The 17,690-nt window shown below is 49.2% G+C and carries 12 protein-coding genes; 2 read left to right on the top strand and 10 right to left on the bottom strand.

Annotated elements, in window-relative coordinates:
* Positions 1–19 precede the first annotated feature (19 nt).
* Positions 20–3,601, bottom strand: coding sequence for a transporter substrate-binding domain-containing protein (locus tag DS731_RS12370; RefSeq protein WP_119501616.1), 3,582 nt, complete (start codon positions 3,599–3,601; stop codon positions 20–22).
* A gap of 135 nt (positions 3,602–3,736) precedes the next feature.
* Here DS731_RS12370 and DS731_RS12365 point away from each other — a divergent pair, with 135 nt between their 5' ends.
* Positions 3,737–4,180 (top strand): RidA family protein, encoded by a 444-nt coding sequence (locus DS731_RS12365; RefSeq protein ID WP_232373357.1) that lies wholly within the window; start codon positions 3,737–3,739, stop codon positions 4,178–4,180.
* Between the two features lie 64 nt (positions 4,181–4,244).
* Here the strand turns inward: DS731_RS12365 and DS731_RS12360 are convergent, their stop codons facing one another.
* Positions 4,245–5,576, bottom strand: coding sequence for an NCS2 family permease (locus DS731_RS12360; protein ID WP_119501615.1), 1,332 nt, complete (start codon positions 5,574–5,576; stop codon positions 4,245–4,247).
* Positions 5,577–5,933: 357 nt separating this feature from the next.
* Here DS731_RS12360 and DS731_RS12355 point away from each other — a divergent pair, with 357 nt between their 5' ends.
* Positions 5,934–6,935, top strand: a complete 1,002-nt coding sequence (locus DS731_RS12355) for an adenosine deaminase (protein ID WP_119501614.1) — start codon at positions 5,934–5,936, stop codon at positions 6,933–6,935.
* A gap of 86 nt (positions 6,936–7,021) precedes the next feature.
* On the opposite strand, the gene DS731_RS12350 is transcribed toward DS731_RS12355, so the two are convergent.
* The 8 genes from DS731_RS12350 to DS731_RS12315 form a co-directional block, all read right to left on the bottom strand.
* Complete coding sequence (locus DS731_RS12350; RefSeq protein WP_232373356.1) at positions 7,022–8,080, bottom strand: purine nucleoside permease; 1,059 nt, start codon at positions 8,078–8,080, stop codon at positions 7,022–7,024.
* Positions 8,081–8,186: 106 nt separating this feature from the next.
* Positions 8,187–10,622, bottom strand: a complete 2,436-nt coding sequence (locus DS731_RS12345; RefSeq protein WP_119501612.1) for a TonB-dependent siderophore receptor — start codon at positions 10,620–10,622, stop codon at positions 8,187–8,189.
* 195 nt (positions 10,623–10,817) lie between these two features.
* Positions 10,818–12,254 carry a uracil-xanthine permease family protein gene (locus tag DS731_RS12340; protein ID WP_119501611.1) on the bottom strand — a complete coding sequence of 479 codons (1,437 nt, stop codon included), beginning with the start codon at positions 12,252–12,254 and terminating at the stop codon, positions 10,818–10,820.
* On the bottom strand, positions 12,238–13,623 hold the full coding sequence (locus DS731_RS12335; RefSeq protein WP_119501610.1) for an adenosine deaminase family protein: 1,386 nt from the start codon (positions 13,621–13,623) through the stop codon (positions 12,238–12,240). Before DS731_RS12335 ends, DS731_RS12340 begins: the two co-directional genes overlap by 17 nt.
* Positions 13,624–14,015: 392 nt before the next feature.
* Entirely contained in the window at positions 14,016–14,381 is a 366-nt protein-coding gene (locus DS731_RS12330; RefSeq protein WP_119501609.1) for an AraC family ligand binding domain-containing protein, read from the bottom strand.
* Between the two features lie 33 nt (positions 14,382–14,414).
* Positions 14,415–15,644, bottom strand: a complete 1,230-nt coding sequence (locus DS731_RS12325) for an allantoate amidohydrolase (protein WP_119501608.1) — start codon at positions 15,642–15,644, stop codon at positions 14,415–14,417.
* Positions 15,637–16,863 carry a pyridoxal-phosphate-dependent aminotransferase family protein gene (locus DS731_RS12320; protein ID WP_119501607.1) on the bottom strand — a complete coding sequence of 409 codons (1,227 nt, stop codon included), beginning with the start codon at positions 16,861–16,863 and terminating at the stop codon, positions 15,637–15,639. Before DS731_RS12320 ends, DS731_RS12325 begins: the two co-directional genes overlap by 8 nt.
* Entirely contained in the window at positions 16,860–17,690 is an 831-nt protein-coding gene (locus DS731_RS12315) for a sulfite exporter TauE/SafE family protein (RefSeq protein WP_119501606.1), read from the bottom strand. Before DS731_RS12315 ends, DS731_RS12320 begins: the two co-directional genes overlap by 4 nt.

The raw sequence follows: 17,690 nt of genomic DNA, 5'->3' as shown, positions 1-17,690 counted from the left end.
ATAACGGCGTCTTACTGCTTCAGTCTGTGACGCCGTTATCTGTTTGATTCAGTCTGACCGGAAAACAAATCACAAATTTGGCTCCCATACCCGGAGAGCTTTCCACTTTTATTGTCCCCTGAAGTGCATTGGTGACAAGATTATAAATAATATGGGCGCCAAGCCCGCTGCCGCCGGCACCCAGTTTGGTGGTGAAGAAAGGCTCAAAGATGCGCTTTAACTGCTCTTCATTCATGCCACAGCCGTTATCACTGTAAATCAGCTCAATGGTGCTTCCAATTTGTCTGGCATGCAGTGTAATCATGCCCTTTTCATTGGATGAAAAAGCGTGGGTGAGGGAGTTCATTATGAGATTTGTCAGAATTTGTGCGATGGCACCGGGTCTGGTCTCACTGATAATATTTTCAGCGCAACCGGACACGATTTCATGACCGGACTTTTTGATCTGCGGCTGTAACGAGGTGAGAACTTCATTGAGATACTGGTCAAGGTCAATGGTTCTTACCGAATCCTGATTGTGGTCCATGGAGATATTTTTAAAGCTTTTTACCAGGTTTGCGGCACGGGATAAATTCAGTGATGTGGCAAGGCTGCCTTCCTGCGCTTCTTTGATAAACCGTTGCATGAAGGTTTTGGTCACCTTGTTGCTGTCAAAACGCTGTTCGAGTTCTGCAAGGAGGTGTTCAACATGACTGATTGCCGTTACCGATATGCCAAGGGGCGTATTAATTTCATGAGATACGCCGGCGACCAGGCTGCCTAACGATGCCATTTTCTCCTGTTCAAGCATCTGTTTTTGTGAAAATTTCAGTTCTGACAGTGTGTCTTCAAGAGACTGATTCGTATTCTCCAGCTCTTTCGTTCTGGCAGATATCTGGGCTTTAGCCTGGCTCAGCCTGCGGTTCGACAAATAGATATAAAAGATGACAGAGCAGGCCAGTATAGTGGCAGGCAGCGCCCACATAACAATGGTCAGGGTATCGGTGCCGATCTCTACGTTCACACGCAGCCATTTATTTTTTAATGCTTCCCGTTCCTGCATATCCATGGCGGCAATGGCTTTATTCAGCATGCTGACAAATTCAGGCCAGTCACTTCTGACGCCTATGACTATTTCATCGGCATAACCTGTAGCTCCGGTTATTGCAAAGCTTTGATTTTCGCTGTCAGCCGCTGCTGCACTGATCACCGCAAGATTGCCCAGTACAGCATCAATCTTACCGGCTGAGAGCGCAGAGAACGCCTGACCGGTTGTTTTAAAGCGCCTGAATGTGAGGTCTGCGTGCTCTTTCTCCAGCTTCTCTGCAAGATGGTTATTCATAATGCCTACTTCTTTTCCGGCAAGTTGCCACAGGTTGTTTACCGGCGGTTGACTGGTGCTGGTGGCTATGACCACAGGAAAAAGCAAGTACGGATCGGTATAAAGGATATCTGTGGCAGGCTGCAGAGGTTTAATCAGAGCCGGCATGATGTCAAGAGACCTTTCTTTCAGACGCTGTTCTGCCGGTACACTGGTTTTAGTTATCGTCAGTTCTGCCGGTATTCCTAACTGGCGGGTAAAATGACGGATGAAATCTGCACTTAAACCACTGAAGTCTCCGTTTTTGTTGAGGAAGCTTAACGGCCGCGTCTTAAAATCATCGCCTAGTCTTATGGTTTCTTTGGTTTTTAACCAGTCACGCTCTTCTCTTGTCAGGCTGATTTGCTCTGCGGCATAAAATGAATCGTTGGAGTTTTCTCTCAGCCATTTATAAATCAGCGCACTGCGCGTACTGGCTGGCATAGTGGCAAGGGCTTTATTCACAACCTGCATAAACGGCGCGGCCTCAGGACCGGCAGCCATATGAAGTTCTGCATTGCCATATTCAGTCAGAAGACCATTCACTTTAATATTGGAAATAAAATGTTTATCCAGATACCAGGCTACAGATGCATAATTGCTGACTAGCAGATCCGCTTGTCCTGAGGATACAGCCATAATGGCTGCTTCTAAATCCGGCACTTCGATAATGCGAAGTTCAGGGATCAGGGATACGCGGGCCGCGAGGACCTCATCATCTTCAGGTACAGCCAGTGTGCGGTTGCCGGTATCCTGCAGACGACTTATTTGCGCTGTATTGGGTCTTGAAAAAAAATACTGCGATAAAGACAAATAATTGTCGGAAAGCAGCAGACTATCGGGCCGGGTATCTTTTGGATTTATCACCGGCATCATATGGATTTGCCCCTTAGCGGTAGCCTCTTTGAGGTATTCGGCGCTGTCACTGCGGATTATATTCATTTGCGAACCCGTCTGGCTGGCCACATAGCGCAGCAACTCAATGGCAAAACCTGTGCTGTTGTTGCTTTCATCTGTGTAATTGAATGGCACATTGTTGGTTTCACCGGCAACGTTTATCACCGGATTTGCCGTTAACCAGGCTTTTTCCTGTGCAGTCAGCCGGAGTGGTTCTGAAACAGCATCTGTGTTCAGGATCTCGCTGAGGGTAAAATCGTGGCTGATCAGGCGCGGGTTTCTGATCAGTGAGCGACCGTCAAAATGAATACCGTCCGGTTGCAGTTGAAAAAAGGGCAGGTAACGGGTGAGATCATCCGGTGTCGCTGTAATCATCAGAGAATCAAATTCAATTCTCTGGCTGTCAAAATCCACTCCGTTAAGATAATCATGCAACATCACGACTGCCCAGGCGCCATCCATAAAGTGACCACCTATACTGACCACTATCTGGCCCGATTCAAGATAGTCAGCCGTCGGTGTATCCCAGTCGACACCGCCGACTGCCGGCGGGTCAGCGATCCCCATTTCAGCTATTTTATCCGCCACGCCTTTTGCTATCAGATCGCTCACACACCACACTTCTGTGATATCCGGGTTATCCATCCAGGCTTTCTCAAAAATTTCACCGGCTTCGGCTTCACTCCAGTAAGCGTACTCAACCCGAATCTGCTGTATTTCAGGATGCCTGTCTGCATAGGCCTGTAAACCTGCAAGGCGGCGTGTAGAGGAAGGATCGCCGGGCTCTCCGGCTATGGCGAGTACATTATGGCTGTCTACGGTGCGGTGAATATGTGTAAAGCGGCTCAGACCACTGATCAACCGCTCTCCGATGGAATAATCATCCGCAGTTATGCTGCCCAGCCAGTATTTGAATTGTTTTCGTGGCTTAAGGGTTGAGTCCGGCATCCGGTTATTTATCAATATAGACGGAACTTTACGCTCTTCTGCCAGCGCCAGAACCTCTTTTTCTGCATCACCCCAGGCCTGAAAAATCAAACCGTCAATATCACTGTCCAGGGCTTCTCTGGTCATTTGCCGCATTTTTTCCGGCGATAGATTGAAAGAGTAAACGATGAGTTCGACGTCAAGATCTTCTGCAGCTTGCTCAGTCATGCTGAGAACGCGCATCCAGAATGGCGTGTCGTTGGGAAGAAGGATGGCGATTTTCAGCTTATCCTGACTATGGGAGTCAGGCGCAATCTTTGCATCCTGTGCCGGTGCAAAGAATGGTAAACAGATAAGAAACAATAAAAATGCCGGAATAAAAAACGGAAAGTGTTCACGTTTGATGAGTGGACCGGCTCCCGGATTTTTGCACTGCACAATTAATCCTGTCTGTTTGACTTGTATCCCTGTTGTTAACTTTTAAACATAGTTTGGCTTATCAAAAATTAAAAGTTTTTTTAGATAAGGTTTAATAAAAAGCTGGCAGCACTTTTATCTCATCAAGGAAAATGTATGTTTAAAACCCGCAGTATGGTCACCTTACTCCTCACTCTTCCTCTGGTAACCAGTTCCATGGCAGCCGGTATCACCCGTTTTGCCTCATCATCGCCGGATGCGCCTTTTTCTGTTGCCACTCAGGTGGGCAATACCGTGTATCTGTCCGGTCAGCTACCTCTGGATAAGCAAGGCAAGATGGCAGATAACATGACGGCTCAGGCCCGCCAGGTCATGGATAATGTTAAGTCGGCAGCAGCGGTTGCCGGCCTGACAATGAATGATATTTTTAAATGCACGGTAATGATTGACGATATCAGTCAATGGGGAGACTTTAACAAGGTATACGTTACCTACTTTGAAAAAGGCAAGTTACCTGCGCGCAGCGCTTTCGGCGCTGACGGTCTGGCGATGGGAGCTATGCTGGAAGTGGAATGCATGGGCTACAAGCACATGGAATAAACGCGTTGCCCGCGACGGTGGGGTGAAAAAACAAAGGAGTCCGCTGAGGGACTCCTTATTTCTTTTATTTCAAATCAAAGATGTATCTGAGCAGGAAAACCAGCGCGAGAATATAGGTTATTTTACTCACTTCTTTGTATCTGCCACTGCCGGCCATGGTGACCACATAGGTAATGAATCCCAATGCAATACCTTCTGAAATACTAAATGTTAGCGGCATTGCCAGCAGGGCCACGGAAGCGGTTGCCAAAGCGCCGAGATCATCGAAATCAAGCTGGCGGATGGAATCCATCATCAGGATCCCCACCATGATGAGTGCCGGTGTCGTTGCCATCAGAGGAATGACTTTCATCAGCGGAGTCAGGAATAACGCAAACAGAAAACACAGTGCAGTAACGATGGCAGTTAATCCTGTACGGCCTCCTGCGGAAACACCCGCAGCCGACTCCACATAACTGGTGACCGGTGATGTACCCAGTGCTGCACCGGCTACACTGGCGGTCGCATCAGCGGTCATCGCACTGCCAATTTTAGGCAATTTGCCCTTTTCATCCAGCAGATTAGCACGTCGCGACACGCCGATGAGGGTGCCGATGGTGTCGAACATATTCACAAACATTAATGCAAAAATCAGGTCCCAGGTTTCACCAAAATGTTCGATGGGATACCAGATATCCATAGCAAAGAAAGTATCGTCAATGGGATCCGGCATGCCAAAGAAAGCATCGGGATGGTTAGTGAGATAACCGTCACCGGAGGGGATGAATGTACCGGCAACGGAAAGAATAATGATAGAGAGCAGAATGCCCCCTGTAACGTTGCGCATTACTACCACGATGGTCAGAAGAATACCGGCAAAAGCAAGCAGTACAGCAGGGTCGGATAAATCTCCTAAGCTGACGAACGTCGCCGGATTATCCACTACCAGACCGGCATTTTTTAATCCGATAAAAGCGATAAACAGACCGATACCGCACTGCACGCCGACTTTCAGTGAGGGCGGCACAGCCTCTGCAACCTTCGTCCGGACGCCGGTCAGGGTGAGCAGAAGGAACAAGATGCCGTTCCAGAATACGATACCCAACGCCGCTTCCCAGGGAACGTCACGGCCCATACAAATGGTAAAAGTGAAGAACGCATTCAGGCCCATGCCGGGAGCCAGTGCCACCGGGTAATTTGTCATGGCAGCCATCAGCAAACTACCCACACAGGCGGCGAGGGCGGTAACAGTAATAAGGCCTTCTACGGGCATACCGCTCAGCCCCAGAATGCCCGGGTTTACGACCAGAATATAAGACATCGCAGCAAAGGTTGTTAAACCGGCGATGACTTCGGTTTTAACATTTGTACCATGTGCCTGCAGCTTAAACAGGCGTTCCAATAAAGCGTGTGACATGGGGTCTCCCCGGATTATTCTATTTATGCGTATTATCTGAAGCCGGATAAAGCAAAATCCTGACCACTTAGTCAGAAATGGTTCGTTTTGTGCTTGCTTTTCAGCTTGATACAGTAGTGCAGTCCGGCCAGTGATTGATTTGCCGGAAGTTTATGGAAGGCGGTGCCGGAAAGGAGCAGGCATTTCATAAACTTAAGGGGCGGGATTGTAGCAAATTTTCAGTTGTTACAGATACAATACTGTCACGATAACAGGTGAAGTTGCACCACGAGTGCAATAGTGTGTTATTTTGGTGCAAACCACTAAGAAAAAATACTCCGTGCATTGCCGTTGTGTCAACGGAGAGGAAAATCCATTATGTCGCTAAAAACGTTAATCCGTGCTCTGCCTAAAGCAGAACTGCATTTACATATCGAAGGTACATTGTCACCGTCTCTGATGTGGGAGCTGGCACAACGCCATGGCGTAGAATTGCCGTATCAGTCTGTTGCGGATATCGAAGCTGCTTATCAGTTTTCAGACTTGCAGAGCTTTCTTGATTTGTATTACGCCGGTGCGGATGTGCTGCGTACTGAGGACGATTTCTATCAACTGATGATGGCATACCTGCTGAAATGTAAGGAAGAAAACATTGTTCATGCTGAGATCATGTTTGATCCGCAAACGCACACGGAACGTCATGTATCTTACCGGACATTTATGACGGGTTTCCTGAAAGCCATCAGAGAGGCGCAGGAAGGCTGGGGAATGAGTGTGAAACTTATCCTCTCATTTTTACGCCATCTGAGTGAAGAGTCAGCCATTCAGACATTGCAGGATGCAGAGCCCTGGTACGACAATATTGATGCAGTGGGTCTGGACAGTTCAGAACTGGGACATCCTCCTGAAAAGTTTGAACGGGTTTTCAGTCAGGCCCGCTCTCTTGGTTTTAAAGTCGTTGCCCACGCCGGTGAAGAGGGGCCGCCTGAGTATATCTGGCAAGCTATCAATCTGCTCAATATCGACAGGATTGATCACGGTGTGCGGTGCAGCGAAGATGACGAGCTGCTGGCGCTCATCAAACACAGGCAAATCCCCCTGACAGTTTGTCCGCTGAGCAATCTGAAACTGTGTGTCATAGATGATATGGCGAAGCACAATATTCTGTCGTTACTGGAAGAAGGACTGCTGGTAACAGTAAATTCTGACGACCCCACGTATTTCGGTGGTTTCATGAATGAGAACTTTGACGCCCTGGAATCTGCACTGGGGATGAATGAAGAGCAGTTACGTAAGCTGGTGAAAAACAGTTTTACAGCCAGTTTCCTGTCTGAGGAAGAAAAGCTTCACTGGCATGATGCTGTGGAAGCAGTGCAGTAGCACGTCAGCGGGATCAACAATCAAAAATGGCGCAGTCATGACTGCGCCATTTTTTTAATGCCTGACGTCAGGGTTTAGCGGGCCGTTTATTCTCCCGGGATGTGTTTCTGATATTTATCCCAGTTTTCAACCAGTTCATTTATCACCGTACTGCCAGCAAGATAGGCCGCTTCCAGTGACGGTACCATCGCCGCATAGCCACCGTTTTCACGTTCCATCGCCAAATTCTCTGCGGCAGTCAGTCCTTCCGGCTGCATAGTGAAGTTACTTGCTGTGCGCAGCACCATAATACGGTTCTTGTCGGCTTTGCCCGCACGGTCCAGATAAATCATCGACTGGTAACTGCCGGTATCTTCCATACCGGAAGTCATAAAGTTGCCTTCACCACGGGTCCATAATGATACCCAGTCGTTAGCCCAGTCATTCAGCAGTTTGCCATGCCAGAAAGTGGAAGCCGCCAGATGATCACCGATCATGACTTTTGGCGTGGTCCGCGCGTTGGGATAGTTTTTATAACGTGCACGCAATTCAGCCATGGCTTCAGTGTCCATAAGTTTCAGCGATTTCGTCATATTGAATGCCCATTCACTTAAACCGGTATTCAGCTTGTACATTTCACCGTTAACAGCCGGGCGGCCGGCATCGGTTTGCGGGCCGTTTGCGAATAAAGGGAAATAGCCTGAAGGCCAGTCAGCAGGTATTTCTCTGGCATCGATTTCATGGGCAAGATCACCATCCACCAGATGGCGTGTCCAGACTGCGGAACCGATTGTACCGTCCTCTGGATCCATGCCGGCAATACCGGCAACCAGCCAGTAGGCTTCGGTTAAGTCAAAACGGGGGTCCAGCCCCAGTGCCATAATGGCTGCAGAAGCACGTGCAGTGCCCATGCCTGTTACGATGGCAAGCACACCTTTGTCTTCATTGGCGTAGATGTCGTGGAAAGACTGGGGGAAAGGAAAACGGGTATCCAGGCCATAACGTTCTTTCCACATTTGAAATTCGCCGGCTTTATCACCTTCGTCTTCACCGATTTCAAACATCGTAACGACCACGGCTTTCACCTTTAACGGTACAGCAGCGTGGCTGAGGGTGGTAAGACTGAGCAGGCAGAAACCAAGAATGGCTGACACAGTATTTTTCACAAATAGCTCCTTGTTGATGTAGCAATCGCCTCAGAATGAAACTGAAGGTACTGCACATATTAAAACGGCATGCGAATGCATGCCGTTGCGGTACGAGTCAGTTTGATCAGAACTTATAACCAAACTTCACGTTGAAGTGACGAGGCAGTTCAGGTAACACGATTTGGCTACCGAACAGGTCAGGGAAGTTCGCGCGGAAGTAGCGCTCATCCGTTAAGTTTTTAACAGTGAAGTTGATATCCCATTGCTCTGTCTGGTAAGACAGGCCTGCGTTTACCAGCGTATAAGCCGGCAACATCACTGAACCCGAGAAACCGGAAGGTGCTTCATCTGCATCAATGATGCTGACACTGCTGGCAAAACCATTCTGGAAGTCATAGGTGGCTGTCAGTGTGTAGATGTTATCCGGAATACCGGCTTTCTTGGCTTTGGGATTACTTGTACCTTCGCCCACAAGGTTCAGACCGATAACATTACCGCCCAGTACCAGTGAAGGATCTTCCAGACCGGTGAGGTCTTCCAGACCCAGGAAGCCAAACTGGCTGCCATTTTCACGGGCTGTCAGGTTGATAACTTCAACATTGGTGTAACCGGCAGAAACAACCAGGTTTTCATTTACTACCCAGCGCAGTTCTAACTCGACACCTTCGTTATGAGTTGTCGCATTTGTTACAATGGCCTGGCTGTTGTAGTCAGTACGTTCCTGCTCATAAACAGACAATGCAAAGTACAGGCTGTCGTCCAGGAATGAACCTTTAATACCGTATTCGAACAGGTCTGATGTATCAAATGCACCACTGCCATCAGCATTGTTAAGCTGACCCACAGTAATTTCAGCACCCTGACCGGCAACCAGTGTCGCCTGCTCAGCCACTGTAATGTATGGGATCAGGCCCCATGGAGTAGTGTAAGAGATACTGGTGTTCCATGACACGCCATCAACAGTTTCTTCTTCAGTGATTGGTGTAGTGCTGCCTTCTACAATCTGTTCTGCAGGCAGTTTCAGATCTTCGCGGGACGTACTTTCGATATCAATGGTATCGTAACGCAGACCCAGTACGATGTTCAGACCGAAGTCCCAGGTCAGGTCTGTCATTGCTGCAAAACCTAAGTCCAGGTAGTTACCTTCGTCATAGTTGTCGTAGTTCATGCCACTGCGGGTTGCCAGTAAACGGCGGTCCAGTGCAGAAGACGGCATGGTCAGGTCGCGACGGTTAAAGTATTCATAAGTGAAATCATCACCGTGCAGGAAGTCGGTATAGCGGATTGAAGGCGATACCTGGAACTGTGCAAGCAGTGAGTTGGTTTCATATTCCGTAGAGAATACTACTTTGTCTTCAATTACCCAACTGTCGTGGAATTGAGAGAAACCGTAGGCATTTTCGTTGATGTTGTCATAGCCGTCGTAAAAAAACTGGTTCTTAATTTCCCAGCTGTCAGCGTAATAGATAACATCGAAATACAAGGTGTTGGCTTCATTGACCAGCTGGTCGTCAGGCGCTACCAGCGTTTGTGAACCACTTAGTGTGGTAGTACCCACGTTTTCCAGCGCCATCAACTCTGTGGCTTCTGAATCAGTGAAAGAAGCTGCCGGTACATAGAAGAAGCTGTTACCCGCCAGATTTACTGCGCCGTATTCTTCATGGGAGATAGAACCGTCACCGTCTGTATCCAGAGGTTGAGCAGTACCGGTAATATAAGTACCGTTGTCTACCAGCTCCTGAGTCAGGCGGTTCCAGCCTGCTACCTGGTTACCATCGTACTTATGGTACATGCCACCGAATTCAACACGCAGATTATCGGTTAAATCAATGTTGAATGAAGCCTGCAGGATAGACTGATCTGTGGCTGAGTTTTCGTAATAACTTCCTGAATTCTCAACTTCACCATATACGTAATAACCCATTTCTTTGCCTGCGATAGAAGCCGGACCGCCAACTTCAGCAGTTACAATGCTTTTATCCCATGTTCCGTGGGTATATGACATAGCGCCGGTAGGTGCATCCAGATACTGGCCGGATGATGCACGGGCTGATTTAGGGTTAAAGTTCAGGTAACCACCAATTTTAGACGGGCCGTAGATGGGAGAAGCAGGACCACGAACGATATCTATACGGCTTGATGCACCGATAGGGGTAGGATAGTTACCCGGGTTATCAAGACGCTTCATGCCACGGAAATAAGCTTCACCGGGGTTACCACGCACATCCAGTGAACCTGCAACACCGAAGAATGACTGGGTAAATGTACCCGGTGCGAAGGCCACAAGTTCATCAATGTCTGACACATTGAAACGCTCCATTTGCTCAGAGCTGATGGTTGAAGCCGAACGCGGTGTCTCTAAAATTGATTTACCGAAACCGAATACGGCTTCAACGTCCTGGCCAGGTAAGCTGCCCAGTGAACCGGTCACTTCAATTTTTTCAACTTCTTCATCGGAAGGAGTATTTGCTTCCTGAGCAAATACCGACGCCGGGGCTAAAACCAGGCCAAATGCAATGGCTTTAGCAAGCGGAGATACCGCAAAAAGAGTGTGTTTCATGTTTTTCCTCTGTTTTAGTAATCAGCCTCTACGGGCGGCTTAAACGTTGCCAGACCAGCAGAAGCACATTAGGTGCCAATAAGTTGTCCGATTGGTCAAGAAAGTTATTTGGTTTAACTTAATGATTTTTATAATTATTTTTTAGTTATTATTATTTTGGCAGAAAATTTATCGTGCAAATTGATTTCAGATGCGTTAATTTGCACCCTCATGGTGCGAAAGGCGCGTATTCTGCACCAGATCGGGATCTAATTTCTTTTGTTCTTTTGGTGAATTGTCAAAAACGTGTTTTTTTGGTAATGGTTTGCCAGTTTCCGGCAAAATCACATCCAGAAATACCGCAGTGATCCCCGCCATGGTGACCGGTGAGGCAACGATGTTTGCCAGCCAGTCCGGAAAACCATTCGTCATCGCCGGTACCATCATTACACCCATACCCATTCCCAGCGCCGACGCTGTTATCAAACTGGTTCGTCTGTTCAGAGTTTGCTGCATCAGAATTTTCAGACCGCCCACTGCCACCATAGCGAACATGACCAGTGTGGCGCCGCCAAGCACGGCTTTGGGAATCGCCTGAAGAATTCCGCCGATAACGGGAAAGATGCCTGACAGCAGATAGAAAATGCCGATAGCAATGCCGACGCGTCGACTGGCAATACCGGTTAACTGAATCACCCCGTTATTTTGACCGAAAGTGGTATTGGGAAATGTGTTGAAGCAGGCTGCCAGCACTGAGTTTATGCCATCACCCAATATGCCGCCCTGAATACGTTTGATATAGACCGGGCCTTTAATAGGCTGATTACAAAATACGCTGTTAGCCGTCAGATCGCCGGCGGTTTCCAGGGCACTGAACAGGTATATTAACGCGACGGGCAGGAAGAGGCTGAAGTCGAAAGCAATACCGTATTGAAAAGGAGCCGGAAACGCCAGAACGGGCAGGTCTGACAAATGAGAAAATGACACATTGCCGAAGCTCCACGCACACAAAGTGCCCAGCGCCATGCCTATAAAAATAGCACTTAGCCGCAGCCATAAGTTCGATGATGCATTAAGGAAAATGATGATGAAAAGCACGGATAAACCCAAACCAACATGGTTGATCTGACCGAAATCAGTGGCACCGAAACCGCCGGCAAGGTCTGTCATACCTACTTTAATCAGCGACAAGCCGATAGATGTAATCACTATGCCGGTGATGACGGGGCTCAGCAGACGTTTAAGACGGTGAATAAAAAAGCTTAAGCCCACTTCTACCAGGGCGCCGGCCATAGAAATGCCCATCAGCATAGCCATTACTTCATCGTCGCTGCCCCCGCGGCTGCGCACTGTCGTGCCGGCCAGTATAAGCGCACTGACAAAAGCAAAACTGGTGCCCTGAACGGCAACCAGTCCGCTGCCGATGCGGCCTATTCGTTTGGTCTGGATCACCGTTCCCAGGCCAGAGACAAACAACGCCATACTGACCAGAAACGGGATGTGTGATTCTAAACCCAGTGCTGCGGCGATAATCAGTGTGGGCGTAATAACCCCTACAAAGCTCGCCAGGACATGCTGAAATGCTGCCGTGGAGGTTTTCAGAAGGTTGGGGCGGTCTTCAAGACCATACAACAATTCAGGGTTTGCTGACACTGTCCTCTCCTTGAGGTGACGTGCATATTTGTGGTTCAAATTTGCAAATGAACTGGCGGGGTGCGGCATAGCCGGGCAAAGCTTGCTGACCGATGACTTTCTTCTCAAATGCATCCAGATGCTGGTTTAGACGGCTAAGCAGAGGTGACTTTTCTTCATCTGTCAGGAAACTGAACTGAACAGAGTTATTTACCAGAACACGCAGTTCCTGCCATGAAAGGTTAAACTGAGACACGGCGACATAGAATTCATCGGTGAGCGTAGAATCCCACATACCACGGTCATCCGTTGATAAGGCAACCGGAATACCGCTGCGGAGATATTCGGCGAAGGGGTGCTCGCTGTACTGGCTTACATATTCAAGTAAAAAATTCGAAATCAGATTAATTTCAATCAGGTAAGGACCGTGGCGCATCAATAGCAGGGTGTCCGGATCGGTAATGGTATTTAAACCGTGGCCAATTCTGTCAGCGCCCAGTAAGAGCGTATCGCGGACATGGCGGTTAGGTTCATCCACTTCACCGGCATGAATTGACAGCGGGATAGCAGGATACTGTTGGCGCAGTGCCCGGAAGACAGACAGAAAACGCAAGGGGTAGCCTTTGTCGTTGTCTTCACGGCCGACAAGGTTAATGCCTCTGTAGATATCCCGGTGAGCGTCGACAAATGCGTAAAGCGACTTCAGGGTGTCTTCAGCGTCGGGCAGAAAGCGCAGCAGCGCATACTGAAATTTCACTGTCACGCCGGTTTTGACAGCCCGTTCACTGCTAAGGGCTGCCTGCATAATGGCTAAAGCCTCTTCGGCAGAGTAGCCGGTCCCGTCGGGTTTGAGCATGCCGTGCACGCCGGCCTGCGTTTCCAGATACTGCACATTTTCTCTGGCATAGGCTTCCATGTTCAGTAGCAATAATTCACTGATCAGAACAGGATTGCGGGTCAGATCATTTAACCGTTGCCAGTGGGTCTGAAAGAACTCATCACGGCCTTCACCCTCTTTATCCAGTCGCAGGCTGTCGAGGAAAGCTTCTTTCTGACTGGCGGTTAATGCAGCAAGGGGCGTATAACCTTTCTTTTCGCATTCACTGAGGGATGCAAACGTTGAAGCCTGTATGGTTTTAAACAGCAGGTAAGGGGATGCCGGTGAAAAGGCATTGGCGTCGAAGCCATCACATAATGTCAGACGGGTTCGGGTGAAGTACTCATAACCACCGTTACGCTCAGTATCAGTCGCCAGTTCCCACCACCACTCACTAAAAGCAGCGCCGGTAAGATGATGATGTAAATCGCCGCCCTTGGGCATGGCATGAAGAAAGCGGTAAAGTTCTGCGGGCGTAGCGGTTTGTTTAAAATTTCGGAACCAGTTGTTCATGTCCGCAGGGGACGATTGCGCAAAAGACAGGTTTGCCTGCAGAAGAATAATCAGACAAAAAACAATGTGATAAGAACGACGAAACACAGTAGCAAATTCTCGGTAATTGAGCGTTAATTTGCATGACAGGATTGCAATAAACTGACCAAGTGGTCATGTTATGGTGTAAGTTTTTATCTCATTGAAAAATATAAGTAAATTTTTTATTTAATAAGTCAATTCAGGTAAAGGGGGAAAAGCACGGAAAACGGGTGCACTTGTTTGGTGAATTTGCTCTTATTTGGGGAGTTTACTCTGCTCAAGACATGTACGGGTGCAGCGGGGCGGGAATAAAAAAGCCCCGGCACGATTTCTCATCTTTGCACGGGGCCCTGCGACTAATAATCCATCGATCAGAATGTCACATGATCCGGCAGGGTGACAAAAATAGAATGGCGTACTTCGTTGTACATAGCGCGGCTGCAATGGCCTTCACCTTCTGTATCTTCCAGCAGCAGTACATCGCCTGCACCGAATACATGACGCTCACCGTTGGAGACTTTAAATTCTGCGCGACCTTTAATGATAAACAGCAGTTGCCGCGCAGGGGCAGGGTGCCATTTAAAATCGTAATCGGCGGGGGTTTCCCTGAATATCACAGTACCGGCGTCAAAACGTTCAGATAAAAGGCCGATGGGGCCACCGTCTGACAATGGTATTTCCACTTCTCCAAAGTGACTTTTCCCTTCTTCATCATTATAGATACGTTTAATAATCATCGTCACTCCAACGTGGTTTACGGTCAAAAGATCTTAGTTTGCTAAATGCTTAATGGTTGCATGTAACGCTGCAAGCGCCACTGCCACATCCTCTGTTAAAATGGACTCCGCGGGATGATGGCTTATCCCTTTGTCGCAGCGTAAAAACATCATGGCAACAGGACACATAAGGGCCATTGCCATGGCATCGTGTCCGGCTCCGGATGGCAGAGAAAAGGTGGGGATCCCGCATTCACCGATGGCCGTTTTTAAGATGGACTGCAGCCGGTGATCGCACTGCACGGCGCCGGCACTATGGGTTTGCTCGACATGCAGAGTCAGTTTCCTGCGGGCAGCAATCTGATTAAATTGCTGCATGATTTGTTCCAGCACTGCATCACGGTGGTTGTCGTCTTCACTGCGGATATCCAGTGAAAAACGGGTACTCCCTGATATCACGTTTACGCCATTCGGGCGGTTTTCAATTTTTCCTACCGTCGCGACGACGCCGTGAGTCCTGGCCTGACTTTCAACGGCCAGAATCATTTCACTGGTAGCTGCCAGCGCGTCCAGTCGCATGTTCATAGGCACGGTACCGGCATGACCCGCCATACCGGTAACATCAATATTGAATCTGCGGGCACCGGATATAGCGGTTACTACACCTACCGGCAGATTGGCATTTTCCAGCACCGGCCCCTGTTCAATGTGCAGCTCCAGATAACCCAGCGGACGGCTGGCGGTAATATCTGCCTGCTTCACATTGTCGAAATCCAGTCCGAAAGACCGGAGTGCATCCGGCAGGCTCAGGCCATTTTCGTCTTTAAGCTTCGACCAGGCGTCCGGCCATTGTCCTGTGAGTGCCCGGCTACCCAGTAACGTAGAACCGAAACGGGTGCCTTCCTCATCGCCGAAACCGACTATGTCGAGGTGAAACGGCAGCGGGAATTGTGTGCCCTGAAGCATTTGCACAATGGCAACAGGCGCAATGACACCCAGCATGCCATCGTATTTGCCGCCATTAGGAACCGTATCCAGATGACTGCCGATAATAAACCGTGGCGCATCGGGGACTGAACTTTCAAGTCGTCCCCACAAATTGCCGGCAGCATCCTGCCAGGTAATCATGCCGGCTTCACTCATCCAGGTGGCAACAAGCCGGTTTGCCTGCTGGTGTTCGGCTGTCAGATAGCGTCTGTCCAGGTAGTCAGGTGACTGGCTGATTTGCCCGAGTTCGTCCAGTCTGGCCATCACAAGTTGTGCAAGACTCTGATATTCAGACATGTTGCTGACCTGCATAAACGTCCATGGCTGCGTCTACCGCGGCGCCCGGTCGCAGGGCGAATCCGGCACGGCGAAGTACGGTTTCTAAAGACTGAAGTGTGTGATAGACCGCATCTTCACGGGCGTTATAGCCCATTGTTCCGATACGCCATATTTTACCTTTCAGAGGGCCGAAACTGGTGCCAATCTCGATGTTAAAGGTGTTAAGCAAAGTATGTCTTATCCCTTCGCCATCCACGTTGTCAGGAATGGTCACGCCGACGACATTGGTCATTTTGTTTTTCAAATCACCAAAAGGTTTCAGAGACATTGCCTGTACGCCGGCCAGCATGGCGTTACCCGCCAGTTGATGGCGTTTAAGCACCTGATCCTGTCCTTCTTCCAGCAAATTCACGGCACATTCGCGGGCACAGAAGAGCATTGATGCTGCTTCAGTATGGTGATTCAGGCGTTCTTCCCCCCAATAATCCATGATCATAGGCAGGTCGAAATAGTTTGAACGGATCCTGGAGCCGCTGGCCGCCTGATGATGACTGTCCCGTATTCCGGCTTCGACGTGGTGACGCTTGCGCACGCAGGCTACGTATTTTTCACTCAGAGTCACAGGTGCACTGCCACTCGGGCCGCCTAAACATTTTTGCAATCCCACCGATACCGCATCCAAGCCCCAGTCGTCAGTCTCGAAAGGGTTGCCGCCAATCGAGGCGGTGGCGTCACTGTAGAACAGTACATCGTATTTCCGGCAAATTTCGCCTAAATGCTCCAGTGGCTGCAACATCGTTGTGGATGTATCGCCCTGCACAATTGCCAGTACTTTCGGGCGGACTTCACGAATAGCTGCTTCAATTTGTTCAGGTTCAAACACTGTGCCCCAGGGCGTTTCGATAGTATGAACTTCCGCGCCGGCCCGCTCTGCAATTTCAGCCAGTAAGTGGCCGAAGCGGCCAAATACCGGCACCAGCACCTTATCGCCGGGTTCGATACAGGACACCAGCACAGCCTCAATGCCGGCCCGTGACGTACCGTCAACTAACAGCGTTTGTTTATTTCGGGTATTAAACACTTGCCGGTACAAGGCCATCACTTCGTTCATGTAGCCTGTCATCACAGGGTCATACTGACCCACCAGTTGGGTAGACATGGCCTGTAATACACGCGGATAGCAGTTTATCGGGCCCGGGCCCATGAGTAATCGGGGAGGGAGAGACAACGGTTTCATAGGAATTCCTGGATAATCGTCTGCGCGAGCATGCGCACGCCGGTGATGATAAGAACAAGGGCAAAGACTTTTTTCAGCATTGCAGGATTGAGTTTGTTCGCGATGCTTGCGCCAACAGGTGCAAACAGCACAGTAAGGGGAACAATACAGGCGAAGCCAAGAAGGTTAACCAGCCCGAAAGTGGCAAACGGTGCGTCAGCAGGGCGTTCACCCACAATCAACATAGTTAACGCTGCGGGGAGAGAAATGATCAGACCCACTGCTGCGGCTGTTCCTACCGCACGGTGGGCGGGATAGTTACAAAAGGTCAGAGTGGGAACGGTTAATGTGCCGCCCCCGATGCCAACCATGCTGCTGAAAAAGCCGATACAGGTAGCCATAATACTTTGACCGCCCTTGCCGGGCAGCGATTGTGCGATGGCATTTTTCTTACCAATCAGCATGTTCAGTGCCGACAGGGTAGCGATGATACCGAACATCATGGCAAGCCATTTTCCGTCGGTTTTTGTCACCAGATAACTGCCGGCCAGCACACCAAGTAATATGAAAATTGCCCAGTGTTTAAGTAACTCAAAGTCGACATTGCCTTTCCTGTTATGGGCCATAATTGAACTGACCGATGTAGGAACAATGGTGGCCAGTGATGTGGCCGTTGCCACAATCATGGCAGTATCAGCGCTTATTCCCAGCGCCTGATAAAGGAAAAATAACACCGGTACGATGACAATGCCGCCTCCGACACCCAGTAACCCGGCCAGTATTCCGGCGAAAACACCGGTGCCCATCATGGCCAAAATAATGGTTAAATTTTCACTGATAAATTCCAT

Source organism: Alteromonas sp. RKMC-009 (assembly GCF_003584565.2).
GTDB lineage: Bacteria > Pseudomonadota > Gammaproteobacteria > Enterobacterales > Alteromonadaceae > Alteromonas.
The sequence above is the reverse complement of the archived record's forward strand: the minus strand, read 5'-3'. Positions and strand labels throughout refer to the sequence as shown.